The 25693-nt window shown below is 46.1% G+C and carries 18 protein-coding genes and 1 riboswitch; of the genes, 6 read left to right on the forward strand and 12 right to left on the reverse strand.

Translation table 11 applies throughout. The features are described 5' to 3' along the window. Nucleotides 1-62 precede the first annotated feature (62 nt). The 4 genes from AC6R0L_RS15750 (at nt 63) to AC6R0L_RS15765 (ending at nt 5900) form a co-directional block, all read left to right on the forward strand. A complete protein-coding gene (locus AC6R0L_RS15750) occupies nt 63-1277 on the forward strand; it encodes a pyridoxal phosphate-dependent aminotransferase (protein WP_334550921.1) in 1215 nt (404 codons plus the stop codon). Nucleotides 1278-1389: 112 nt separating this feature from the next. Beyond that, nucleotides 1390-1989 carry a 5'-deoxynucleotidase gene (gene yfbR, locus AC6R0L_RS15755; RefSeq protein ID WP_334550923.1) on the forward strand — a complete coding sequence of 200 codons (600 nt, stop codon included), beginning with the start codon at nt 1390-1392 and terminating at the stop codon, nt 1987-1989. 59 nt (nt 1990-2048) lie between these two features. After that, the gene (locus AC6R0L_RS15760; RefSeq protein ID WP_500629716.1) at nt 2049-4544 is read left to right on the forward strand and encodes a bifunctional diguanylate cyclase/phosphodiesterase; all 2496 of its coding nucleotides are present in this window, start codon (nt 2049-2051) and stop codon (nt 4542-4544) included. Between the two features lie 51 nt (nt 4545-4595). After that, on the forward strand, nt 4596-5900 hold the full coding sequence (locus AC6R0L_RS15765; RefSeq protein WP_500625864.1) for an anti-phage deoxyguanosine triphosphatase: 1305 nt from the start codon (nt 4596-4598) through the stop codon (nt 5898-5900). 5 nt (nt 5901-5905) lie between these two features. Here the strand turns inward: AC6R0L_RS15765 and AC6R0L_RS15770 are convergent, their stop codons facing one another. Both AC6R0L_RS15770 and AC6R0L_RS15775 read right to left on the reverse strand, forming a co-directional pair. Further along, entirely contained in the window at nt 5906-6931 is a 1026-nt protein-coding gene (locus AC6R0L_RS15770) for an adenosine deaminase (RefSeq protein WP_500629717.1), read from the reverse strand. Nucleotides 6932-7007: 76 nt separating this feature from the next. After that, a riboswitch (purine riboswitch) is annotated at nt 7008-7107 on the reverse strand. Between the two features lie 77 nt (nt 7108-7184). After that, nucleotides 7185-7805, reverse strand: a complete 621-nt coding sequence (locus tag AC6R0L_RS15775) for a tRNA-uridine aminocarboxypropyltransferase (protein WP_500629718.1) — start codon at nt 7803-7805, stop codon at nt 7185-7187. Here AC6R0L_RS15775 and rrtA point away from each other — a divergent pair. Then, a complete protein-coding gene (rrtA, locus tag AC6R0L_RS15780) occupies nt 7782-8390 on the forward strand; it encodes a rhombosortase (protein WP_500629719.1) in 609 nt (202 codons plus the stop codon). The genes AC6R0L_RS15775 and rrtA overlap by 24 nt on opposite strands. A gap of 183 nt (nt 8391-8573) precedes the next feature. After that, a complete protein-coding gene (locus tag AC6R0L_RS15785; protein WP_500629720.1) occupies nt 8574-9986 on the forward strand; it encodes a DEAD/DEAH box helicase in 1413 nt (470 codons plus the stop codon). A gap of 39 nt (nt 9987-10025) precedes the next feature. Here the strand turns inward: AC6R0L_RS15785 and AC6R0L_RS15790 are convergent, their stop codons facing one another. The 10 genes from AC6R0L_RS15790 to AC6R0L_RS15835 form a co-directional block, all read right to left on the reverse strand. Further along, nucleotides 10026-10748, reverse strand: coding sequence for a DUF429 domain-containing protein (locus AC6R0L_RS15790; RefSeq protein WP_500629721.1), 723 nt, complete (start codon nt 10746-10748; stop codon nt 10026-10028). Nucleotides 10749-10753: 5 nt separating this feature from the next. Then, entirely contained in the window at nt 10754-12463 is a 1710-nt protein-coding gene (locus AC6R0L_RS15795; protein WP_500629722.1) for a class I SAM-dependent methyltransferase, read from the reverse strand. A 550-nt stretch (nt 12464-13013) separates the two neighbouring features. Further along, complete coding sequence (locus AC6R0L_RS15800; protein ID WP_500629723.1) at nt 13014-14552, reverse strand: hypothetical protein; 1539 nt, start codon at nt 14550-14552, stop codon at nt 13014-13016. 108 nt (nt 14553-14660) lie between these two features. After that, complete coding sequence (locus AC6R0L_RS15805; RefSeq protein WP_500629724.1) at nt 14661-16010, reverse strand: phospholipase D family protein; 1350 nt, start codon at nt 16008-16010, stop codon at nt 14661-14663. 54 nt (nt 16011-16064) lie between these two features. After that, the gene (locus AC6R0L_RS15810; protein WP_500629725.1) at nt 16065-17618 is read right to left on the reverse strand and encodes a class I SAM-dependent DNA methyltransferase; all 1554 of its coding nucleotides are present in this window, start codon (nt 17616-17618) and stop codon (nt 16065-16067) included. 8 nt (nt 17619-17626) lie between these two features. Continuing rightward, nucleotides 17627-18436, reverse strand: coding sequence for a hypothetical protein (locus AC6R0L_RS15815; protein WP_130341551.1), 810 nt, complete (start codon nt 18434-18436; stop codon nt 17627-17629). Beyond that, nucleotides 18436-20154 (reverse strand): AAA family ATPase, encoded by a 1719-nt coding sequence (locus tag AC6R0L_RS15820; protein WP_165386657.1) that lies wholly within the window; start codon nt 20152-20154, stop codon nt 18436-18438. The genes AC6R0L_RS15815 and AC6R0L_RS15820 overlap by 1 nt, the downstream gene beginning before the upstream one ends. Nucleotides 20155-20156: 2 nt before the next feature. Continuing rightward, entirely contained in the window at nt 20157-21929 is a 1773-nt protein-coding gene (locus AC6R0L_RS15825; RefSeq protein WP_500629726.1) for a restriction endonuclease subunit S, read from the reverse strand. Between the two features lie 11 nt (nt 21930-21940). Next, nucleotides 21941-24706: a type I restriction endonuclease subunit R gene (locus AC6R0L_RS15830; protein ID WP_500629727.1), complete on the reverse strand. Its 2766-nt coding sequence runs from the start codon at nt 24704-24706 to the stop codon at nt 21941-21943. A gap of 6 nt (nt 24707-24712) precedes the next feature. Further along, nucleotides 24713-25618: a restriction endonuclease gene (locus AC6R0L_RS15835; RefSeq protein ID WP_500629728.1), complete on the reverse strand. Its 906-nt coding sequence runs from the start codon at nt 25616-25618 to the stop codon at nt 24713-24715. Nucleotides 25619-25693: the final 75 nt, after the last annotated feature.

A 25693-nucleotide genomic window follows, 5' to 3' on the forward strand; every position in this document is an offset into this window, starting at 1 on the left:
CTAAATAACTTTGAATTGAGTTACTTTAATAAAGAAATTCAATTATTTTTAGGTTGTTGCCAATGCAAAATATCGGGATGTCGTCAAAACTCGACAATGTCTGCTATGACATTAGGGGTCCTGTACTGAAACATGCTAAACGCATGGAGGAAGAAGGACACAAAATACTAAAGCTCAATATCGGCAACCCCGCCCCATTTGGCTTCGACGCCCCTGACGAAATTTTGGTCGATGTGATTCGTAACCTGCCAACATCACAAGGTTATTGCGATTCCAAAGGCATTTACTCGGCCCGTAAAGCGGTCGTGCAACATTACCAACGTAAAGGTATTCGCTCGCTTGATGTGGAAGACGTCTACATCGGTAACGGCGTGTCGGAGTTGATCGTGATGGCGATGCAAGCGCTACTCAACAACGGCGAAGAGATGCTAGTGCCAGCACCGGACTACCCACTATGGACAGCGTCAGTCGCACTGTCAGGTGGTAAAGCGGTGCACTATCTGTGTGATGAGCAAGCCGATTGGTACCCCGATCTGGATGACATCAAGAAGAAAATCACGCCCAAAACCCGCGGGATTGTCTTGATCAACCCAAACAACCCAACCGGTGCGGTCTACAGCCGTGATTTCCTATTGGAAGTGATTGAAATTGCGCGCCAACACAAGTTGATCATTTTCGCCGATGAGATTTACGACAAAGTGCTCTACGATGGCGCGACGCACACCTCCGTTGCGACCTTAACCGATGATGTGCTGGTGATGACCTTCAATGGCCTCTCCAAAGCCTACCGTGTGTGTGGTTTCCGCGGCGGCTGGATGTTTATGACCGGGCCAAAACACCTGGCACAAGGCTACATCAACGGCTTGGACATGCTGGCGTCGATGCGTTTGTGTGCCAACGTGCCTATGCAGCATGCGATTCAAACCGCGCTCGGTGGCTACCAAAGTATCAATGAGTTGATCTTACCGGGTGGTCGATTGCTGGAGCAGCGCGACCGCGCTTGGGAGCTGATCAACCAAATCCCTGGCGTCTCTTGCGTCAAACCCAAGGGGGCGATGTACCTGTTCCCTAAAATTGATACCAAGATGTACAAGATCAAAGATGACCAAAAAATGGTGTTGGATTTTCTGATCCAAGAGAAGGTGCTACTGGTACAAGGCACTGGCTTCAACTGGCCCAAACCGGATCACTTCCGCATCGTGACATTGCCCCATGTTGAAGACTTGGAACTGGCCATTGGCCGCTTTGAGAAATTCCTTTCCGGTTACAGCCAGTAACGCGTCTCGCGACATGGTGTAATCAGCGATTCGGCAATAGTAATCGCCGCCGAATTTTCTTATGCTAAGGACACGACCTCGTGTCCTTTTTTCATTTCTAGGAGGTAGAGAAATGTCATCCAATCAACCCCAAGAAAGCCACTTTTTTGCCCATTTGGCCCGTATGAAACTCATTCAGCGCTGGCCGCTCATGCGCTCGGTGTCGACTGAAAACATCTCCGAGCACAGCTTGCAAGTCGCCTTTGTCGCCCACGCGCTGGCGCTTATCAAAAACAAGAAGTTTGGCGGCCAAGTCAACGCAGAACGTGTCGCGCTGCTCGGCATGTATCACGACACCAGTGAAGTATTGACGGGCGATTTACCCACTCCAGTGAAATACTACAACCCTGAGATCGCCAAAGAGTACAAAAAAATCGAAGCGGCGGCCGAGAAGAAGTTGCTCTCCATGCTGCCGGAAGAGTTCCAAGAAGACTTTGCGCCTTATTTAGTTTCTCATCAAGCGCACAGTGACGATGCTGCCATCGTTAAGCAAGCCGACACCATCTGTGCCTATCTCAAATGCTTGGAAGAGCTCAGTGCGGGCAACCATGAATACGCCTTGGCCAAAAAGCGCCTCGATGTGACGCTAAAAGAGCGCCATACCCCAGAAATGGAGTACTTCCTCAACACCTTCGCCCCGAGTTTTGAGCTCTCTCTCGATGAGATAAGTTAACTGGCAAGCTAGTACTTTCTGTCTACACTTAATCAAAAAGCCCTAAGACGAGGTGTGTAGTGCAGGACGGTATCTCTAATGATAAAAAACTGCTGATGTTCATTCAGTATGTGCCGCTTACCTTAATGGTCACATTTGCGATTGTCATTGTGGCCTTAATCGTCAACGAAAATCGCTTTGCGCTCGAAAAAGACGTCAACTCCCTGCGCGACAACTTCTACACCACACAGCGCAAAAGTATCCAAAATCGCGTGACCAATATTGTCGATCAGATTGAGTTTGAGAAAAAACGCACCGAAGATCTGCTTCGCCAAGACATTAAACAGCGCGTTGAAGAAGCCCTCGCCATTGCACAAAACTTATATCGCCAGTATGAAGGCCAACCCGAAGAGACCATCAAAAAGGCGATCACCGAAGCGCTCAGACCCATTCGATTCAATCAAGGGCGCGGGTATTTCTTTGTCTATCAGCTCGATGGTACCAATGTCATGCATCCGATTCTTCCCCAGTTAGAAGGAACGGACATGTGGGATCTTCAAGATGTCAATGGTTCGTACCTCACTCGAGACCTCTCCCGAATGGTCAGCAATCAACAGCGTGTCTACCACCGCTGGCACTGGAACAAGCCCAACGCTTTGGATCAAAAGTTCGACAAAATTGGCTATGTGGCGCTGTTTGAGCCCTACGATTGGTTTATTGGTACCGGTGAGTACGTGGTGGATGTCGAGCAAGATATCAAACAACGTTTGATTGAACGCATCTCAGATTATCGCTACGGCAACAACGACTACATTTTCATCATGGACAGCAAAGGGGCGATGCTCTCTCACCCCAACAAAGCGCTGCTCGGTGTTGAACGCTTAGACGCTACCGATAAAACCGGCTTTCAGTACATTCAAGCCATTGTCGATACCGCCCACCAAGGCAGTGGCTTTGTCCGTTACCACTCAAGCCAAACCCCGCTCGGTAGCGAAGATTCCTACAAGCTCAGCTATGTCACCTACCTGCCCGACTGGGATTGGATTGTCGGGACAGGCGTTTACCTCAAGCCCGTCGAAGATTTTCTCATGGATCGGGAGCAACAGATCACGCAGAGCAATCAGCGAGAGCTCAATCAGGTCTTGCTGGCGAGCATTCTGGTCTGTGGCATTTTAGGCTTGCTCTCTTGGGTGGTCGGTAAACGTGTTGGGCTACGTTATCGCATAATGCAAAAGCAGATTTCTCGTGACTTTACCCAGTTGCAAGAGGCCAAAAGTGAGCTGCAACATCAAGCCCTGCACGACAGTTTAACCGAGTTGCCCAATCGCACCTTCTTGATTGAGTTTATTCAAGAGGCGATTCGCAATGCCAATCAAGAGACACCGCTCACGGCGATCATGTTTGTCGACATTGATGACTTTAAAAAGGTCAACGACGCCTTTGGTCATTCTGTGGGTGATAAACTGCTGACCTATGTCGGCCATCAGTTTACCGAAATGCTCAATGATCACTCACTGGTGGCACGCTTTGGCGGCGATGAATTTGTGTTCTGCTTCCCACAACTGGGCTCAGTGCTTGATGCCGAAGAGATCGCCCATCAAATCCGCGATATTTTTAAACAAGAAATGGTGGTGGATGGCAAAGTGATCTCCACCAGTTGTAGTATCGGTGTCGCTATCTATCCGCAAGATGGCTTAAATCCGGAAGAGCTTATCACTCGCGCCGACACAGCGCTCTATACCTCAAAAGCCCGCCGCAAAGGGCGCGTATTGTTCTTTGATGAGTCAATTAACAAGCGTGTTCAATACGAGCTGACTTTAGAAAAAGAGCTGAGAAACGCCATCAGGAATAATGAGCTCTATATGGTGTTCCAACCGCAGATCAACCTGCAATCTGGCCAGTTTGAATCGGTAGAGGCGCTGCTGCGCTGGCACAACCCTGAACTTGGGCATGTGTCACCGATTGAGCTGATACGTAAAGCAGAAGAGATCGGTCTTATCCATCAAATCGGCGAGTTTGTCATTCGCCATGCGTGCCAGCACATCATTGCGCACTTCCCCAATGGGCAGGATGCGCTGGGTCTTTCCATTAACATTTCGCCGAGCCAATTGATGGCGAAAAACTTCCTCGATCAGCTCACTCGTATTATTGATGAACAGGCGATCGACCGCAGCCGTATCACGGTTGAAATTACCGAGAACGTCCTGATTGATGACTTAGAAATGGTCACCCCAATCCTTAATCAAGTCAGAGAGAGCGGGTTTGCGGTCTCGTTGGATGACTTTGGGACTGGGTTCTCGTCTCTGAGCTACCTCTGTAATCTACCGATTAACGAGATCAAGATTGACCGCAGCTTCGTTGATAAAATGCTGGTCAACAAACAGAGTGATGCGCTGGTCAAAGCGATCATCGCCATCGGCAAAGCGCATAAGATGAAAGTGGTCGCCGAAGGGATAGAAACGCAAGAGCAAAGCCAGCAGTTGATCGAGTACGACTGCAATTTAGGTCAGGGGTATTTCTATGCTAAACCCCTGTCTATTGAGGATTTGATAAAGCAGATTGGCAATCCATCGTAAGCTAGGCATACTCGAGGTTTAAACACGTAACGTTCGAAAGGTGATGTGCTGATGGATTTCAACTTGGACCCGGCGTGGCTGATGCGCCACGACGATGAACATAAAATTCGCCGTGACGATCATCGCAGCCCATACCAGCGCGATCGAGCAAGAATCCTCCACTCTGCGGCGTTTCGTCGCTTGCAGGCCAAAACCCAAGTGCATGGCACCAGCTTTGATGATTTTCACCGCACCCGTCTCACCCATTCGCTTGAAGCCGCTCAGCTCGGCACGGGTATTGTCGCGCAAATCAAAAAGAAGCAGCCTGAGTTTCGTGACCTACTGCCTAGCGATAGTTTGATTGATTCGTTATGTTTGGCGCACGATATTGGCCATCCACCTTATGGGCACGGGGGCGAGGTTGCCCTGAACTACATGATGCGTGACCACGGCGGCTTTGAAGGCAACGCGCAAACTTTTCGTATTGTTACCCAGCTTGAACCCTACACTGAGCATTTTGGTATGAACCTCGCGCGGCGCACTCTGCTTGGGTTGATGAAATACCCAGCCCCGCTCAGCCAAACTTGCTCCGCCGACACGCCACCGCCGGTCTCTCATCAACGGCGATTAAAAGCCAAAGAGTGGTCGCCTGCGAAAGGGTATTACGATTGTGACCAAGTCACCTTTGATTGGATGCTGCAGCCGCTCTCTCAAGCGGACAAAACGCGCTTTAGCGAACTACGTGAGGCGCCCAGCGGCCAAGGGCACCACAAAACGCGCTTTAAGTCGCTCGATTGCTCCATTATGGAACTGGCAGATGATATTGCCTACGGCGTACACGATCTGGAAGATGCCATAGTGCTTGGTCTGGTCACCCGTCATCAATGGATAGAGGGCGCGGCGAGCCAGTTGTCGGAGTGCGGTGAGAGTTGGTTTGAGCAGCACATCGACTCCATCACTGAAATGCTGTTTGCCGGCACGCACTTTCAGCGCAAAGATGCCATTGGCGGTATGGTCAACGCCCTGCTGACCAGCGTTTCTATCAAGCCGGTGGATGCGCCATTCGATTGTGACTTATTGGCTTTCAATGCCTTTTTGGAGCCACAAATGGCGCTAGCACTGGATATTCTCAAGCGCTTTGTCAGCGACTATGTGATTCAAGTGCCCCACGTTCAGGTGGTCGAATATAAAGGCCAGCAGATCATTATGGATATCTTTGAAGCGCTGAGCGCCGATCCAGAGCGATTGCTGCCTATCGAAGTGCGCCAACAGTGGACACAGAGCGCAGACGGCTATCGCGTGATAGCCGACTACATCTCCTCAATGACCGATGGCCACGCTCAGCGCCTGCACCAACAGCTGTTTTCGTCACATTAACGCGATTAGCTACGCTCTGGCTGCCCAGCTTCCATATAGTCACTAAGCTGGGCATTCAGGCGCGCTTTTTCTTGCTGTGAAATGAAACTGGCTTCAATCGCATTGCGAGTGAACATGGCCAGTTCATCGCGGCTTAGTGCGTGGCTGGCGGCAACCGCAAGAAAGTTATCGCTCATGTAACCGCCAAAGTAACTGGGATCGTCAGAGTTGATCGTTACACAAAGCCCTTGGCGCAATAGGTCCACAATGTTGTGCTGCGCCATCTCATCAAAGACCTTTAACTTGATGTTTGATAGTGGGCAAACCGTCAACGGCACGCGCGATTGTGCAAGCGAGGCGACTAAGCTTGGATCGTCACTGCAACGCACTCCATGATCGATTCGCGCCACATGCAGCTTGTCTAAACTGTTGGTGATGTTAGCCACAGGCCCCTCTTCGCCCGCGTGTGCCACGGTCAAAAAGCCCGCCTCACGCGCCTTGGCAAACACGCGTTCAAACTTTTCTGGCGGGTGGCCTAGTTCTGAGGAATCGAGTCCTACGCCAACGATCTTCTCTTTAAACGGCATCGCTTCCTCAAGCGTGTCCATCGCGCTCTCTTCATCCAAATGACGAAGAAAGCACATGATCACTTGGCTAGTAATGCCGAGCTTTTGCTGGCCGTCATCCAAAGCACGCGTGATACCGTTGATCACAGTAGAAAAGGCTATACCCCGCGCGGTGTGAGTTTGCGGGTCGAAAAAGATCTCAGTGTGCATCACATTATCTTGCTCACAGCGCAGCAAGTACGCCCACGTCAAATCGTAGAAATCTTGCTCTTCAATCAGCACATTGGCGCCTTGGTAGTAGATGTCTAAAAACGATTGAAGATTGGTAAACTGGTACGCTTGCTTGACCGCCTCAGGCGTCGCAAAGGGCAGGTCTATCTGATTGCGCTTAGCCAGCTCAAACATCATCTCGGGCTCTAAGGTGCCTTCAATGTGTAGGTGGAGTTCAACTTTAGGTAGGTTTTGAATAAAAGCAGTATGACTCACGTTTGTCGCCTCTTAATGACACTTTCACAACAAACGCTTTTCCCTTGACGAATTTCAGACATACAAAGAGAAAAGCGACTTGCACTTATCTCTTCGTAATCTGGAATTTTCGGCTCCAGGTAGAGACTCCCACACCGTATCAGTGGGATTATACGAAGCACCGTAGCGCCGATGATGGCCTTACGGTGAAAACGATTGCGTTAAGCATATACCGAGACAGAAGACTTTGCCAACCTTTACTGCGTGGCAACACCTAGCTTTGGTAGTTTTTCTCGAACACACCTGGCGGCATTTGCGCAATCTGGAAATCGATCATCTTCTCAAACGCGGTAATAAGTGGGGTGAAATCCTGCCGAGGCTCAAGCAGACGCAAGATGTGATAGCCTGCCTCCACCGTCGATAAACTGTTGGCACTGGGCGATTTACGAATGCGGTAGTTGCCCACCAGATCTGTAGGGAGCGCCACTTTAGGCAAAGCGTGTAAGTTGGTTGAGAGTTGCCACATTTTGTAGGCTTTCTTCCACGTGCCATCCAATAGAATCACGCGCAGACGCACCTTGGGCTCAGCTTGCTGGAGGCGCGTTCTCACTTGCTCATAGCTCTGCGCACCTTCACCGGGAAACAGCACCCAATGCTCGACGTTGGGTTCACTAAGCAGGGCGTTGAGCGCCTCATGCTCACTGAAATCTTCCCCGACGTAACAGCGACTATTGGAGAGCGAGAGCGTCAAGATGCGCGCGGTGCCCATTGGTCGGTGGGTTTCCGCTTTATGTTGGAGTATGATGAGTTCCACATGAGAGGATAGCGGCACTATCCATTGGCATAGACACGCTTTGAGTGATTTCCCACATTGAGTACAGTACCGAAACGTCATTTCCGCTTAATTATCCTATTGGGGCTCATTAGCCTTGTGTGTGCCGTGTTACAAACTGAACCCGCCGCGACTTGGAGCGCTTGGCACCAGATCGATATCCAACAAGGTCAGTGGTGGCGGATCGTAACAGGAAACTTTACCCATACCAACCTTGCCCACCTTGTGATGAACCTCGCGGGTCTATGGGTGATTTGCTATCTATTCCGCCCTCGCCCCTTTGATCTTATTTTAGCCCTGTTTCTCTGTAGCCTTGGCGTCGGTTTACTTAACTTGACGACGACGATGCAAGGCTATGTTGGCCTCTCTGGCGTTTTACATGGGCTATTTGGCTACTTCGCCTTACGTGAATACTTACCAAGCAAGAGCCATTTACCAAGGCGAAAAAGTAGCGGGCTACTTGTGCTTGGCTTGCTGGCAAAAATTGCTTGGGAGCAAAGCATGGGCGCGCCAGAATCCACCAGCGCTCTGATTGAAGCACCTGTCGCCATTGATGCACATCTCTTTGGCGTGGGGACCGGCTTGCTCTTCGCGCTTGTCATGCACTTGCTCACGCAACAAAACAAAGACGCGATCACGCTAAAATAAGTCACGCTCAAATCAGCCACGGCCGCATCCGCCGTCTTGCACTGCCCTCCTTGACGCCCGGTCTTTGTGCCCTTTGTCTCAATAATTTTATTGATGTTCAGAGACAAAGGGCGCAGAATGGCCCACTTTTTCGCCCCCCGCATACACGCTGGGGCGTGGTTACATCACAACAGAGAACAACGTATGGGTTTTACCGATTTAGGTCTTTCTGCTCCGCTGCTTAAAGCCATTGATGAACAAGGCTACCGTGAGCCATCACCAATCCAGCAACAAGCCATTCCAGCGGTGCTTGCTGGTCAAGATGTCATGGCCGCAGCGCAGACAGGCACAGGTAAAACCGCAGGCTTTACACTGCCAATTCTAGAGCGCCTCGATAACGGCACGCGCGTCAAAGGCAATCACATTCGTGCGCTCGTCCTTACACCGACTCGTGAGTTGGCGGCGCAAGTGCAAGAAAACGTCTTCAAGTACAGCCGTTACCAACGCCTAACCTCGGGTGTGGTATTTGGCGGCGTCAAGATCAACCCGCAGATGATGAAGCTGCGCAAAGGATTGGACGTATTGGTCGCCACGCCGGGTCGCTTGCTCGATCTTTACCAACAGAATGCGGTGAAGTTTGATCAACTGGAAGTGCTGGTTCTCGATGAAGCAGACCGCATGCTGGATATGGGCTTTATCCGCGATATCCGCAAGATTTTGGCTCTGCTACCTGAAAAACGCCAAAACTTGCTCTTCTCAGCGACGTTCTCAGCAGAGATTCGTGACTTAGCAAAAGGCTTGGTGAACAATCCTGTTGAAGTGTCTGTCGCGCCTGCCAACTCGACCGCAACCACCATCGAGCAGTGCATCTACCCGGCCGACAAGCGCAAGAAAGCGCCGATGTTGGTTAAACTGATTCAAGATGGCGACTGGAAACAAGTTCTGGTGTTCTGCCGCACCAAACACGGTGCTAACCGCTTAGCGTATTACCTCAATGATCAAGGGATCACCGCAGCGCCGATTCACGGCAATAAAAGTCAAAGTGCGCGCACCAAAGCACTAGCGGATTTTAAATCTGGCGACGTTCGCGTCCTAGTGGCCACCGACATCGCGGCGCGCGGCATCGACATCCCACAGCTGCCTCAAGTGGTTAACTTTGAACTGCCGCACGTGGCCGAAGATTATGTTCACCGAATTGGCCGTACAGGTCGAGCTGGCGAAGTGGGCCGTGCGATCTCTTTGGTGGAAGCGGCAGAAGCGAGCGAGCTATTTGCCATCGAGCGATTGATTCAACAGCTGTTGCCACGCCTTGCCTTAGAAGGCTATGCGCCAGTCAACGTGCTGCCAGAATCCAAACTCGACACACGCCCGATTAAGCCAAAGAAACCAAAAAAGCCGAAGAAACCGAAAACGGAACATACCGACGGACAACGCTCAGCAGACAACGCCCGTGGCCACAAACCGGCCAGCAAAAACAAGCGTCACTTCGGACCAAAATCGGCGAACGGTGAAAAACGTGGTGGTAAACCCGCGGGAAAAAGCAGCAATGGTGCAAGAAAGCCAAACCGTTCAGGTAACCGTCCAAACAAGCCATCCAACACTCAAAAAGCGCAATAAACACGTGTTAAACAGATGACGCCGATGTGAAACGGGTACTCAGCTCACATCGGCGCTCGGTAGATAGACAATCTCACGCGGCAAGCCAGATTCTAAATCGCTGGCTGGAGTTGGTAAGCTCACCCACTCTTCTGGTCGCATCGCAATACACATCAGAACAAACGCATCGAGAATGTCATCTTTCTCCGCCACTTTACGCGGTACGCTCGCCAGCGCTGAATTGAGCACCGCCATCCAATCTGGGGCTATGTGATTTAGCAGCGCTAACCGCTCTTGATGCCCCTCAATACACTTTTTATTCCACGCCATCGGTTGACCAGATAGCCCCGCAAAGGCCAGCTCAGGATGCGCTTCACGTACAGACAGTGACGCACTGCGCCGAGATCGGACAAAGGCATCCAATTCACGCATTTTAGGGACAATGCCCCAGGTTTGTTTCGAGAACTTTTTGCCCAACCGCGCCACATTTTGCTCGCAGGCGCGCTCGTAACTCTCACTATAGACCGCCTCACGACAAGGCACGGAAAACACCGACGCACGGCGCCCTTTAAGCAACGCCCTCGCGGCCTTATCACATAACCTATCTGGCTGATCTGGGGTGCTAAAACCGATTGGCATATCCACCAGCCACACTCCAGTGCCCCCAATCTGCGCCGCCAGCGCGTCCAAACTTTCTTCAATCACGATTTTAGGCCGTGCATTTTCTGTCACTACCCAAGCCAACCAGCCTGCTTTGCAGCCATCAATTCCGGTGTAAGTCATGGTGGTTACCACTCAGAGACAAGTAAGCGGCTTTTGACCCCTCGCACCTGAAGCCCCATCGCTTCAAATACCGCCTCAAAGTCGGTACACGCGGCGGGTAAATTGGGCAGCGATAATGCGGCTTCAGTGAAAAAACGGCGCTGGCGATGTGCATCATTTCCCCACGCAACATTCCACCAATCTAGGATTCGCACTCTCGAGTCATACAGGCGTTTAACTGTTGGCAGTCGGTCACTCTTTTTCAGGTTTTCCGCTGATGTCGTCGGCAATAAGTTCCACTTATCATTGTTTGGCCAGTACGCAAAAGGCAAGCAATGATCAACGTGATACGCATCTGCGAGCGGCTTACCGCTCCACACACTGACAATCTCCGTCCCTTGACCTTTGAGCTCCTCAACTCTTTGTCGTACATCACGCGTGTCATGCGCAGCATCAATCCAGACCAAACAATTATGGTAGGTATGTAGCGCTATATCACGCTGGCGATTTAACTCGAATCGCTGCATCTCTTTAACCCATTGGTTGACGACTAAAGGCTCAATCCATGAGTGATACAAGCGAAAGCACTCCCACAAACTCTCATCAAGCACAAACTCACCGTAGCTTGCGAAAAACGCGCCATCCAATACCACTGAGTCTTGACGCTTGCGACGAGAGGAAGGTGAACATAACTCAAACAAGCGATTGTCTTTACTGCCTTGATAAATAAAGGTTACGGGACCTGATTTGATGGTCGCCAGTGTGTGTGAGAAGAGCTTTTGTATGGCTTTGGCGTCATCACCCATAAAGAGCGCACCAATGGTAAAATCATCCGCCGCTAGATGGTTGAGTTGGTGCCATCCATCTTCTTTTACAAAACCCAGGCCTTTACTGCTATTGGAGTTTTGTTGAATCCCCATGCCTTGGATATCGACATCAATGAGTCGCTTAAACTGCTTGACCCAGTAAAGCGCGACTAACCCAGCTGGTAGCGTTATCTTGCCATCGGCTCTCTCCATCACTGCGCCGGGATGAGCATCAGCAATGCGTAAAAGTGTGCGCAATAAAGCCAATTTGTAGGTGGCCGACTTACTGTCATTGATCACAATACGGCGAACGGTGTTGAGACTTCCAGAACGATCATCAGGTAGGGACAGCACAACGGTTTGCCAATGCACACCGCTGCGTTGAAGAGAATCATCGCTATCAGTGACCAACTCCATTTGTAGCGCTCGTTCGCTTGCGTAGCGCTTAATTTCGTCCACCGAAACGGGAAAGCTGTGGCGCCCATCATCGAACTCACCATGACGTAAACTGATCACAAGCTTGCCATTGGGAGCAAGAAGATATGAGAGTTTCCTAAACGCGCGCTCCCGTTTGCTACTCGGTATATGCATCCATACTGCGCTGACTAAGATCAGGTCAAAGCGCATGCCTAGGGTGAGCGTGTTCTCTAGCCTAGGGAGTGAATCCTTCAGCCAAGTGACATTCGGGCCCGTGCTGTGTTTGCCAATATCTCGCAGCAAATCACTCGGCTCGATAGCAATGACCTCACACCCTTGTGCACTACACCACTTTGCATCTCGCCCAGAACCGGCCCCCACATCAAGCACAGACGCGCCCGCACTCGGCCAATAGGCCCGCCAAGACTGGTGAACAGACTCAAACGACACTGAGTTGTATTGCTTCGCTAGCACATCTGCGTGCGCATCATAAAAAGAGGTAGTCTGGAACATAATAGGCGCCGATCATCATTCTGAAATCATGATATACAGCTCAATTGCATATGGCGATAAAGTCTTAGAAATGGGTTAGGTTTGGTGACTTGCGTCACGTTTGGCATGATGTTTAATTTGAAATTTTCGGACTACCGCCGCTGGATTGCGCGCTTTTTTGTAGTGAATGTGACTGGACTCAAGCCTGATTTGTAATGGTTCGACCTTTACGAGAAGTTAGATTTGGGCTGAATGATATGTGTTGGTTCTAGAGTAGTTATCTAAAATAGTCTTCAATCTTCAGATATGAAAAAAGGCCTGATAAATCAGACCTTTAGAATGTGGCGGGAGTGAGGCAGTCGAAATCATGATATAAGACACTGATTGTTTTCAATAAACATAAAAAGAAGATATGGAAGTGGTACAACCAATGGTACATAAGTACACAACCAGTTGGCACTACTATTAGACGCATCGACTTGATTACCATAGATAGTACAAAGTACTACTTTAGGTATTGGTAAAACTATCACTTAGTTCATCGGGCGATTAGTTACGACAACTAACAAGTCTAACCTTGCTCGACCACTGTTTTGATACTATCCAACCAGTTTACTCCACCAATTAATCTCTCAACAGGTGATACAGGAACAACATGAACCTTATTTCGATTAACCGCACTAATTCTTAATTTCTGAACCAATACTCGCTTCTGTTCTTCTGCTGTGCCGTCAGTATCTAAACAAACCCAATGTAGTGACTTACCGTTATCTTCTATAAGTTGACGGAACAATCCGTTAATATGGCTATCATCAATATTGAAACCATACCCAATTACAACTATGGCGTCACACTCGGAGTAACTGTCAAACAAGCTAACATAACGTCTTGACATATCGACAGATGTTAAGGGCTTTAGCCCGCTTTGAGTCAGTATAAACGGTACATGGATTTGATCTTGTGGAACATCATTATCATCTTGGCAAAATACAACCGAGTTTTTATATGGATTGTAGTAATCACAGACACCACCATTTAACTGGTGAACACTTGGTATTTGATAATCAAGTTGCCCGGCAATTGTCTCAATGAGGTTATTATAGTTAGCTGTTCCTATCGCGGAAATTTCGATACCAAGAGCTTCACAACGTTGAAGATCATGATAGTAACCGCTGTTGGGCAGACTGCCAATGTTCTCTAACTGCTCTTTAATGTACTTCCTTGTAGCCCACAAAAAAATAACCATTTTTGAGAACTTAGCCCATTCTGTTTTTGGGGAGTATAAATAGCGAAAGTGGCTATCAATGAGTGACTGATAGTCTAATACAGTGGTAAATATATTTTCTAAAAGTTGTTGCGCCAAAGCAGAGAGCAAGTCTGATATCGACCCATTCTCTACATCGTATTCTCGCTTTGATTCCATTAATAGTTCCAAAGCACTTAATCCTGCTTGATTGAACTCAACTTTGAACATTCCGGAAACATCATCAAATATAGGGATATCGTCAGGAGCAGCTTCAAACAGTTCTTGATTAAGCCTCTGAACCAGCTCTTGTCCGTGTGCCCCAACCAAAAGTTGTAAAAAAGCCCCTGCATACCTCTGAAGATCAGCAGTGTTTTCTTTAACACGTAGTACACTCAACATTGCTGAGTACATTTCGCTGCCAAACAATCTCACTTCATCAGAAAGTAAACTATTCATCTGAACAGCAGTTGAAAACAGCTGGTCACCGAACGCATGCTCCATTTCAGTATTAAATTTATCAACAACAACTTTCTTATCTATTCCTAGATCTATCAGTGCCTTGTCTGCTTCCACATCAAAATCATTGAGCCTACGAACAATTTCTGACTTCCTGTACTCAATTGACGATTCAATTAAACTAGTAAACTCGTTTTTTCCAAAGGCATGAATCCTCTGTGTAGCGTATTTTTCTGGTAGCCAGCTTGTAACGTACGTATCGTATTGGTTGAGACTTCTTAATTGATTGCGCAACGCCTGTTTATGCTCACTCACATCTTGGCGAAACAAATCGATCGCAAACTTTCCACCAATCGGGAGTCCATAACCTACTTCAGCACCCGCTCCAAAGAAAAAGCCTAATTTCATAAGTTGACCACCATACATTTAAATGAGCATACAGTGTCATAAAACTACTTTCAGGACAGCGTTTCCCTTCACATTTTTGGTATAGCTAGACGGAATATTATTTTTTTATCAGATATTTACCTTTACCGGATACCCAAGGGCTCTAAGAGCCTTGTTAGTACGGCCATTTCTTGGTGGAGTATCTTCAGGTCTAGCCCAACCAACAACCTCAGCAATCGAACTAATACCATAATGTGCGAATCGATATTCTTCATGCTTACTTGCTTGATAGATGCGCTCCCACATATTTTCAGGTTTACCCCCGTAGAGCACTAAATCTAATAGCTCTATTACCGTTTGCCCTTTGCCATTTCGTTGGTTGTATAACCAATCTGTAAACAGCGGAAGCCTCTCTTCTCTGGTCAATGACTTCTGGTTTGGCCTTCCCAAAGACTCTGTGCTCATTTTAATTAAGTGGTCCATCGTCGCATGAGTTGCCCTCAAAATACCTTGAAGATCATCTCTTGTAACTGAACCTATTTGGTTCCTAGACAAGCTATTGCGAATAAGTGGCGCATTGACTTCGATATTGTAATCTTCATCTGACGGGGGCTCAGGTAAGTCCTGCCACCACTGAAGCATAGTCATTAAAGTTGCTTGTGGGTTCTTACAATGCTGTTGATAGTCGTCTTCGTATGGATATGTATTGTTATCACGTCGAACTTTGTTGTAGTAATAGGCGTGTAAGAATTGATCAACTTGCCAATACACCGGAGTATCAACCGCTATCCATTTAGGTCTGAAATCATTGATCTGAGAAGCTATGTTCTTGATTGTCGAAAGTGTACTCTCCCACTCTTTCCTAAAGTTGTCCTTTCTCTTGTCCTTCGCTTTACGATCATCAATAAAGCTAACACCACCCCATACGGGAATTTTACGCTTATTCGCTCTTTCTCTATCTTCCTTCACTCTTTGCTTGTTTAGCTCGAGAAGAGCTTTTTGCTCTTTTATGATGGCCTCGTTCAAATCAAAACAAACGTCTAAAGATTCCAAACTTTCGAAAAACTCTGATAACTGCTCAGCCATTCCTGAATCAACAAGATCACTTTCGCTAAAGAAAACTCCGGCTTCTATATTTGAATTCCACGCTCGATCGGTAAGATTTGCCGAACCAACATATGCACCATAACCCTTCCACCAAATCACTTTACTGTGGAGAGAATCTGGTACCAACTTACAGAAGATATTGTTTTTTGTGTTGGCTAAAAGTTTAGATAAAAAAGCTGGCGATACGGGAACCGTATGATCATACCTCATCCAAATATCCAGCCGATAACGGTTGTCTATACAATGCTGAAGCAGCTCTGTTCTATCATCACCATAAGCGATTGCAGCAACCACACCATCAACCTCCGTTCCTGCAGGAGGCAGCATTGTTCTAAAAAAATTCTTGTTTAAGCCATTCGCAATTAACTTCATATTTCCCAACCAAATATATAAAACATAAAAAAAGGGGCCTAGGCCCCTTTGTATCTAATCTTCGTCTTCTTCTACAAGCGCTTCTTCTACGCTTTTGAACTCTTCTAGCGCTGCGGTAAGCAACTCAACAATCTCACTTGCGATGACTGCTGGTGGCTGAAGGTTTTCCGTATCTTCCAGTGACTCGTCTTTCAACCACGTGATATCGAGGTTCGTCTTATCTCTAGCAATGATCTCGTCATAACTGTATTCACGCCAACGACCATCTGGACCTGGACCACCATCTTCTTCTTGCACTTCTGCCCAAGTAGCAACTCGTGCTTTTTGGTCATCAGCTTTATAAAGTTCAATAAACTCTTTGAAGTCGCTCCAAGCGAGCTTATTAGTTTTTAAGGTTTTATGTACATTAGTTCGGTAGTCATAAACCCACACGCTCTTAGTCCACGCTTCTTTTGAAGCAGGCTTAGCATCGAAGAATAGTACGTTTGCCTTAACACCTTGAGCGTAAAAGATACCTGTTGGTAGACGTAGGATAGTGTGCAGGTTAAAACGTGTAAGCAGCTCTTTACGAATAGTTTCACCAGCACCGCCTTCAAACAACACGTTGTCTGGCAGTACCACAGCGGCTTTGCCAGAGTCTTTTCCGTCGACTCTTAACATATTGCCGATATGTTGGACGAAGTTAAGTTGTTTGTTCGAGGTTTCTGCCCAAAAATCTTCACGAGTATAAGTCAGCTTTTCTTTCTCTAACTTACCAGTTGAGTCGTTAATGATAGTTACTGAACTCTTTTTCCCGAAAGGAGGGTTAGCTAGAACCATATCAACTTTGTTAGATCCAACCTCTTTTGCCAATGCATCTGATGTAGAGATCGGGCACTCTTCAGCTCCAATACCATGGAGATACAGGTTCATGGCACATAAACGAGCCACCGAATCTGAAATGTCGTTGCCACTTATCGCTTCATTTTTTAAGAAACGGTTCTCTTTTTTAGTCAGTGCTTTTGGTGTTCTTTCACCTGTTTCTCTATCAATATCAAAAGCAACATAGTCATGCGCGACTGTTAAAAATCCACCTGTACCACAGGCAGGATCGGCGATCTTCTGCATTGGCTTCGGTTGCATTACATCGACGATTGCTTCAATGATTGGGCGCGGAGTAAAGTATTGACCTGCACCTTTCTTCTCGCTTTCAGCACCTTTTTGTAACAAGCCTTCATAAATCTCGCCTTTGACATCAATACTCAACGATGACCATGACTCTTTATTGATCATTGATATCAGGCGCTCAAGTTTCGCTGGGTCTTGAATTTTATTCTGGGCTTTGCGGAAAATCATGCCAAGTGTGCCTTTTTGGCTTCCTAGGCTTTCCAATGTATGCCGATATTCCATCTCTAGGTCTGAGCCATCTAGCTCAATAAGTTTGGCCCAGCGCTCAGCAGCTAAGCTTTCCCCCTCTTTACCACCTTCTGCTCGCTCAGAAGACATTTTTAAGAAGATCAGGTAAGTTAACTGTTCTACGTAATCACCATACCCTACGCCTTCGTCACGCAATACATGGGCATAGTTCCACACTCGATTTACGATATCACCAGTTGTTAAATTGTTCATATTGATCTCTAGGTCACTACTTCTAGTAAACCTTTTTCTTTAATTACTTGAATACATGCTGCTGTAAAAGGTTGATGTTCATCCATGAAACCAACGAGTTCATCTATCAAGTCATCACAACGAGCTTGATCTGGTTCAGCTGCACCAGCTTCATCAATCAGTGTTTCACATAATCGACTGACATCATCCATGAGATCTTTTCGTAAATAGTTCCACGTACCTTCATCAAGATGGTAGTAAGCTATCGAGTCTGCCGCTCTTTTATTTTTCCACTCATCTTGGTCTATTGTATACGTTGGTATTGGTTTACCATCATTAGAGTCAAAACAAAGGAGTCTACAATCCCCTCTGACGGTTGGATCTAATAGGACGGGCTCTTCTGTTCGCTCACTTGCTTCATCTTGCGCTCGGACGCAGCCTTCTCGCAAAGGAAAGTAAGCACCTTTTCCGACAACTTTCCCTGTTAGGTAATCTGTTATTCGCACGTTTGAAGTGGGATGAGAAATTCGGAAATTCATCCAATCAAACGCCCTCCACCAGTACCCTGGATGTTGCTCTCCATTCAAGCCATGTGGTTTCTTTTTTGGGCGATAATGCTCTACGTGGCCTTCTTGCCTCTGTATAACGGCTTCCGAATACCAACACTTCATATTCCCAATAGTCCATAGCTGCGTTTTCAAAGCAGACCATCTACCGCCATTAGAATCAATAAAGTTGCTACGCTGGTCATCGGGTAGCGCAGATATTTCTGCCTTTGCATTATTAATATCAGTCAGATCGATTAGCCTTGGTAACTGCCGCTTATCTATATACCTCATTACTCGCTTTCCTTCTCAGACAGCTTTAATGCAATTTTTTCGGCTATGTTCTTTCTAAGCTCCCAGTTATTGTGGTTTGGTGCCGCATCCCCAATCTCTGGATGATCTTTTTGCGCCAGTGTCATCGCCCTAATGTACTCGATATAAAGCGGATCACGCGCAGCATGCGAAAAATCAAGCCTACCAAGCTGTACGTTCAGTTCTGCAAGTCTTTTCCTATCTTCATCGGATTTATCCGCTTTCAAACCTAGTTCACGCTTTTCATCAAGTAGCGCTAACGTATCCCGGTCTAGAGTTGACCTTAGCTTGAAAAAGTCACTGGTTAATATAGCTTGAAAGCCCATCCCCTTCGGGGCGCTCGTTGGATGATAACTATATATGGAGCCATCACTATTCTTGTCGACAATTACTACCTCGTGCTTGTCCAACCCAGCAAACGTTAACGGGTTATGAGTAGTTATAAGAATTTGACTACGCTTGGGGTCAACACCATGATCTTTGAGGTTTTTTAATAGATCTAAACACCATGCCGGATTTAAGTGAGTATCTGGTTCATCCAATAGAAACAAGCTTTCATCTTGCTGAGTGAAACGCATCAGCCCAATAATAGTTAGTAGTTGCTGCTCACCTTCACTCATCTCGCTGAAGGTAATTGCGTCCTTAACGCCTCTTAGCTTGACTCTAATCTTCAATCCACTGCCGTCTAGACTCAAAACGTCGCTAAAAATTGCACTTTCTAAACGAGTGAAAAACTCTTTTGGTTCAAGTCCTTCAGCTAGTTTCTCGATACAGTTTTGAGAGTTTAAGAAGCAATACCTCGTCTCTAAATTTGTCGAGCGGTTTATTGATATCTCTTTTCTTTCTGAACCGGACATCGGTGCATAGGCAAGCTCAAATAACTTGTCTAAGAATGGCTCAACGTTTCCTCCAGCTCCCCAAAAACGTCTATCTTTTTTCTGCTTTGCTAATGTATTCTTCTTCGCTGAACTACTCCAATATGGTTCTTGAAGTGTAAATAGAACAGAAGACAAGCTCTCAATATCAAACTCATCTGATAAAAATTTTGCAGTACTTTCATCATTCTTGGCGAAAAAAGAGAGCAATGAAAATTGGCTATGGTGAGGCTTAGCTAAAAACATGGTGCGAAGAGACATCTCTTCACCATTTTTCTGATCTTGATAGTAGTTACGCTCATGATCTTCAAAAGCTTCATTAAAACGAGCAGATATACCTGAGTAATAACCAAATACATAGTCCGGCAATACTCGCGTATCAGGAAAAAAATAAACTCCCTTTTCATTTTTAATAGCTTGATTACGTCGATTAAATTCTGTCTCTTTGATTTCTACAAATAACTCTTCGACTTCTTCACTACTTTTATCTTCAATATCTGCGGCGTTTTCAATAACCCAGTAAGAGCGTTTAAATCTCTGAACATTTTCTCTTCTACTACCCTTTCGCTTTGGCTTTCTAGCTGACTCGCCTTTCGAGACAACTTTCACATAGTGACCTCGACAACGATATTTAATCGCATACTCAAATTCAGACTCTTCACCAAGGTCTAAATCTCTGAAAATCCACGCGATAGACTCCAATATATTGGATTTTCCGACACCATTTCGACCAATAACAACTTGCCGTTCACTCTCAAGAGAGAAGTCGACCTCAAAGTTTGTTAGGTTTTTGAAGTTTTCTAAGCGTAACCAATCAATTTTCACAACTAACCCTTCAGCTTTAATTTGATCTCAGACTCTTTCTCGTAAGGCCAGTTTTTAATCTGTTCCGTATCTGGCGATAGCTGTTCTACTTGTTCAGCAATTTCGGCTAACTTGATATAGAATTCTTCAACTTCATTAGATGAATATCCAGCCAATTGCATGAGCTCATCAGGTTTTAATGGTTCGCTTTGTTCATTCAATACGGTTAGTAGTGGTTTACGCCCTGAAGTCACTTTTTTTTTCCTCTTAGTAGAACGCTTTGGCTTTGTTTCTGCCATCGTTTCTTTTTCTGCCTTAATGTTTTCCAATAGTTCTAGTGCATTTTCAGCACAACTATTTGGTACAAGCTCGCCAGAGAATGCTTTTGCCAAGATTGACGACTTTAAAGAAGCCGAATGTTGTATCTTCTCATCAATGGTAGCCTCTGCTCTGTTCGTAGCCTCAAGCTTTTCTGTCACTTGCAGAACTAGCTCTTTTTGTTCTTCAATTGACATAAACGGTACCGAGACCGTCTCTATTATTGCTAGGTTGATATTTTTCTGGGCTGTCGCTGGAGCATAGCGATCGAGGTCTTCTCTGGCTGTCCTAAAGAAGAACTCAATATATTCAACTGAAACACTTTCATTTTGAGGGATAAAACCTACTACGCTGTCAGGGAAACATGCGTCAAAACCAAGTATCGCTGTTTCAGCAATATTTGCGGCAATTGTGATACACATTGTACCTTTTGGCCACAAACGACTTTGAGAAAGCCCTTTTTCTGAATAAGTCTGCTTATAAGTTGTTAAAAGACCATCTGCTGCACGCACGTCACCAGTTTGAACAAACGGATAATCTCCGCCATATAAGCTTGGGTCATTACGTGGCCTATGCTTTGATTTGCCTCTATTCAACTCACCGAGCTGGGTTATAGTAGTCCAAGTCCAACCATCGGGTATTTCAGGTAAGGAAGACAGATCAGCCTGAGGGGGCTCTTTATACTTATCCTTCCATTTATCGTTCTTAGGTGTCTTACCTTTCTCTTCAAAGGCTTTAAGCTGCTCTGCTTCCCAGTTCGCTCGGCGCTCGTCGAGAATACGTTCTAGTAACTGTTCAGCAGGCTCTAACTTGTCTGTGTTTTGTGCACGCCATTGCTCTGTTAGCTTTCCTGTAACTGCATCTTTAAGAACCGACTGGCGGTATTGTTGTAGCTTAGCTTTTGCTTGCTTTAGCCCTTCAACTCCTGCGTCAATATGAGAGAAAAGCTCTTCGATTTTTTCACGTATCGTTACTTGTAAACGACTCGGCGGCACAGGAAAACCTATCGAGGCAAGATTCTTTCTCGAAATCCTTCTTCTAGTTGTACCACTCTGTAGTGCTGCAATTTTATTTCTGAAAACTGGAGAATTTATCCAATACATCAACCATTTGTTATCAATATTGGAAGTATTTGGCCTTAAGATACATACATCTACAACAGTTACTGATTTCTTGTCATCACCTGGAAAAATACATGCTCGACCTAGAGGATCTGGCATCCTAGCAACTAAAACGTCACCTTTTTCAAGATAAGTACACCGTAAGTCTTCTGCTGTATCAAAATTCATAAATCGAGAAGACTTATCTTTATACTCACCATCGCCAATATCAGCTAATTGGATCAGGCGTACATCACCATTTTGGTCTTGGTCTTTACTCTCAACCCAATCTCCATCGGTGAACACGCCATCATGCGCAATAATCTGATCTAGCGTGGCAAACGCCCAATTACTATCTAACATACTGTCATTATTCATTTTTATTTTCATCAAGCTATCAAGTAACCATTCAATTCATTTACTACATTATCCAGTTTGTCACCAAATAACTGCTTCGCTTTGAACACCCCACCTTGTTGGTTAAACGGCGCATAATCAAAGTCTTCTATCATCATCTCTGCGTTTTGGGCAATCTGCTGCTTTATCATTTCCAACCATTCAAGCTGGCTTTCATCAAACTCAACACCAACTTGCTGTTGCTGGCTTAACCACGCACTAAAACGTCGCTCGACCACCTCAGGAAATGGCTCGAGTACCTCTTTTAGGCCTGTAGCATAGCTAACCAAGCTTACGATATTAGTTAGCAAGGTCGCAGGTGGAACCCCCTTAACTTTTGCAGCTTCGAGCTGCTCATACGCCTTCCACACTTCAATAGGGGCAAGATTATAAGGCGGCGCTTGGATGTTTTCAGCAAGTTCTTCAATCTGATCGTAACTCAAATGTCGTTGTTGGTACGGTTTGCTGTAAATTAACTCAATTGCGGTGAGCTCATCTTTGTTGTCATCCATAAACTGCTTAAAGTTCTTGATAATGTGCTCGGCTTTTTCAGCATCAAAGCCTGCATCAATCAGTTCATCAGCACTCTCATCAATGATTTGGTCCGTACTGCGCCTAACCTTTTCTACCAGTTCTCGTACATCAGGGTTGTGAAATGGTTTAACGGCAGCATCGGCTAAAGGCTTATAAACTTGATCTCGCTGCTCGACTGTTGGTGCGTCAGTGCCAAACTTTTCTATCGCTTCTTGCTCAAGGTAGTCTTCATTCGTTGCATGTATTAGCTCACCCGCCACGAGCGCAAGTGGTTTGCCCATTAACTTCGTTAGTTCTGCTCGCTGCTTGTCGTCTAATTTTAGATCTAAGCGGATTAAGCGGTTACCCAAGCTTTGTAGTGTATCGGCGTCTCGGTCACCCCTAGCAATTTGCTCCATCAGTTTTTCAGTAGACACTGATGGTTTCTTCTCCATCGCTTGGCTTTCCGTTTTGTCTGTTTCTGTCACTCCGACGGCATCAACTAAGACAAATTTGGTTTTTGCTTTTGCATCCGGCGTAACGAGGTGCAGAGAACTGGTATCAATTACTCGAGTACCACGCCCTTTCATTTGTTCATAGTAGGCTTGGCTGCGAACATCTCGCATGAAGATAACACACTCAAGAGGCTTAATATCCGTGCCTGTCGCGATCATATCTACGGTAACTGCAATACGCAGTCTTGGGCTTGTTCGAAATTCTGCAATGGTGTCTTCGGCTTTCTTTTTACCAACCCGATAGGTCACCTTTTTACAAAAGTGATTATCTTCATCAAATACTTCTCGAACTTTATCTACGATACGATCTGCGTGATCATCATCTTTAGCAAAAATCAGGGTTTTAGGGACCCAAGAACGTTCACTAAAGCAATCAGGTAAACATCTATCCTTAAAAGCGGTTAGAACGGTTGTTATTTGGTTAGGCGCAATAACGCTTCGATCTAGCTGGGTTTTGTTATAACTCTCGTCTTTATCTAAAACTTCTTGACGCTTTTTCTTAGTCAACCTGTCCCGGATCTGTACGGCGGTCCCAGCTTCTATTAAATCCCCTTCCTCTGACTTTTTGGTTTTGATTCGGTAGATATCATAACCGACGTTTACCTTATCGATGACTGCATCTTCATGAGTGTATTCAGAGACCAAGTTTTGATTGAAGAAACCGATGGTTTTCTTGGTTGGTGTTGCCGTAAGCCCGATCAAAAATGCGTCGAAATACTCGATCACTTGACGCCATAGGTTATATATTGAGCGATGACATTCATCGATGATGATCAAGTCAAAGGTCTCAATCGGTATCGCTGGGTTATAGTTTACCGTTCGAGGTTGTTTAGCATCGCTATCTGCTTCTACTTCATATCCAGAACGCTCATCAGCGTCTTCATCGAGCTCTGAGCCTGAAAGCTGTGAGTAAAGTCGTTGGATTGTCGAGATAGTCACTTTCGTTGTATCTGCAACACCTGTGGTACCCAAAATATTTACATTGTAGTGAGACGTAAATTTTCGACCATCAAGAGGAGTATCGTACTGCTCAAATTCTTTCTTGGCCTGTCGACCTAGATTACCTCTATCGACCAAGAACAAAACACGCTTAGCCTTGGCGTATTTTGCTAAACGAAATATTTGTGTAACGGCAGTAAAGGTTTTCCCCGAGCCAGTTGCCATTTGCAATAGTGCACGGGGTTTGTTCTTTTTCAGTGAATCTTCTATCCCATTAATAGCATCGATTTGACAATCGCGAAGGCCTTGCGTATCGAGTTCAGGTAAATCCAGCATACGCGCACGAAGTGTTTGCTCTTCCTCTAACCACTTTTTCAATGTCTCTGGCTTATGAAAATGGAAGACATTGCGACTACGTGCTTTAGGATCTCGATAGTCACAAAAACGAATTTCTTCACTGGTTGCTTCGTAAGTAAACGGTAGTTCATCCATCCAACGCTGTGTGAATGCTGATTTCGATAAACTATAACGCTCGCTTTGCCCTGCGACTCCGCCTAGAGAGACTCCGTCTTTCTTAGCCTCAATAACGCCGCATGCTTTGCCATCAATGAAAATCATGTAATCCACTGGACCTGTGGACGTATCCATCTCTCTAATGGCGATTCCGTGGATGCCTTGCTGGCCTTCGTAAAGATTGAGACGTTTCTTATCCTGGATAGTCCAACCTGCATCCACCAGCTTTTGATCTATGATTAATCGCGCCTGCTCTTCTGGCGTTAACTCTTTATCCATCGTGGGCTATCCTTCAAAAAACTCTTCATCGATACGCTTGATATACAACACCTGCTCATCTCGGCTACCAATGTTGTAACGCAGCATGAGTTTTGCCAACTCTTTACCATTGATAAGCACGATGCGCATGCCTAGGTCTTTCGCCGTCTGAGTTGCTGATGAGGTAAATTCTGATGTGGTAATGAAAATACCTTTTTGTGCTTTCTTCAGATTAAGCGCACCAAAGAAGTCTCGGATTTCACCAGCGCCAACATTGTTACCATCTGCATAACGCTTAGCCTGGACGTAAACCTGGTCAACTCCAAGTGGGTCTTGATTAATCACGCCATCAACACCGTTATCACCACTTTTACCAAGAGTGTGAGCCATGCCCTCATCGCTTCCGCCATAACCCATTGCGAGTAGCAGGTCGATAAGTAATTGCTCAAAGAAGGCTGGAGACACTTTACGTGTTCGAGACAGGATGTCTGAGGCTAACGCGTCATTAATCTGTTTGTAAGCAGCTCTTAGCAGCTCATCTGGTGTCGCATCATTATCAGACACAGTTGTTTCTTCGACTTTTTCTGAATCATCGCTCTTTTGCTTGGTGAACGCATTGAAGTCATCAAAACGTTTAAGGTATTGGTTGTTGATCTCTTCTCCACTGTTTAGAGCTTCTTTCCCCAAGTCTGTTATCACGAAATGACCACGCCTTGTTGAGTCCAAAAGACCCGCTTTCGCGAGATAGGTTTTGGCCCATCCAACGCGATTTGTAAAAGCTGCTTGGCGCCCGCTAGGAAGAAGCTCTGTTCTCTCGTCTTCTGACAGATTGAATTGCTCTGCTAGCAAGTTTACAACGTTGCTGAGCTTTACTTCTTCATCCTTCGTAGCCTCTAACACTGGCTTCATTAAATCTTGATAACTTGGGAGCACTATAGACCCTAATCATTTTGGCTTTTAATTTCGGCAATATACCAGGATATACAATCAGTTACATTGATATCCGTT

Source organism: Vibrio sp. R15-SG3-ISO1A (assembly GCF_059833955.1).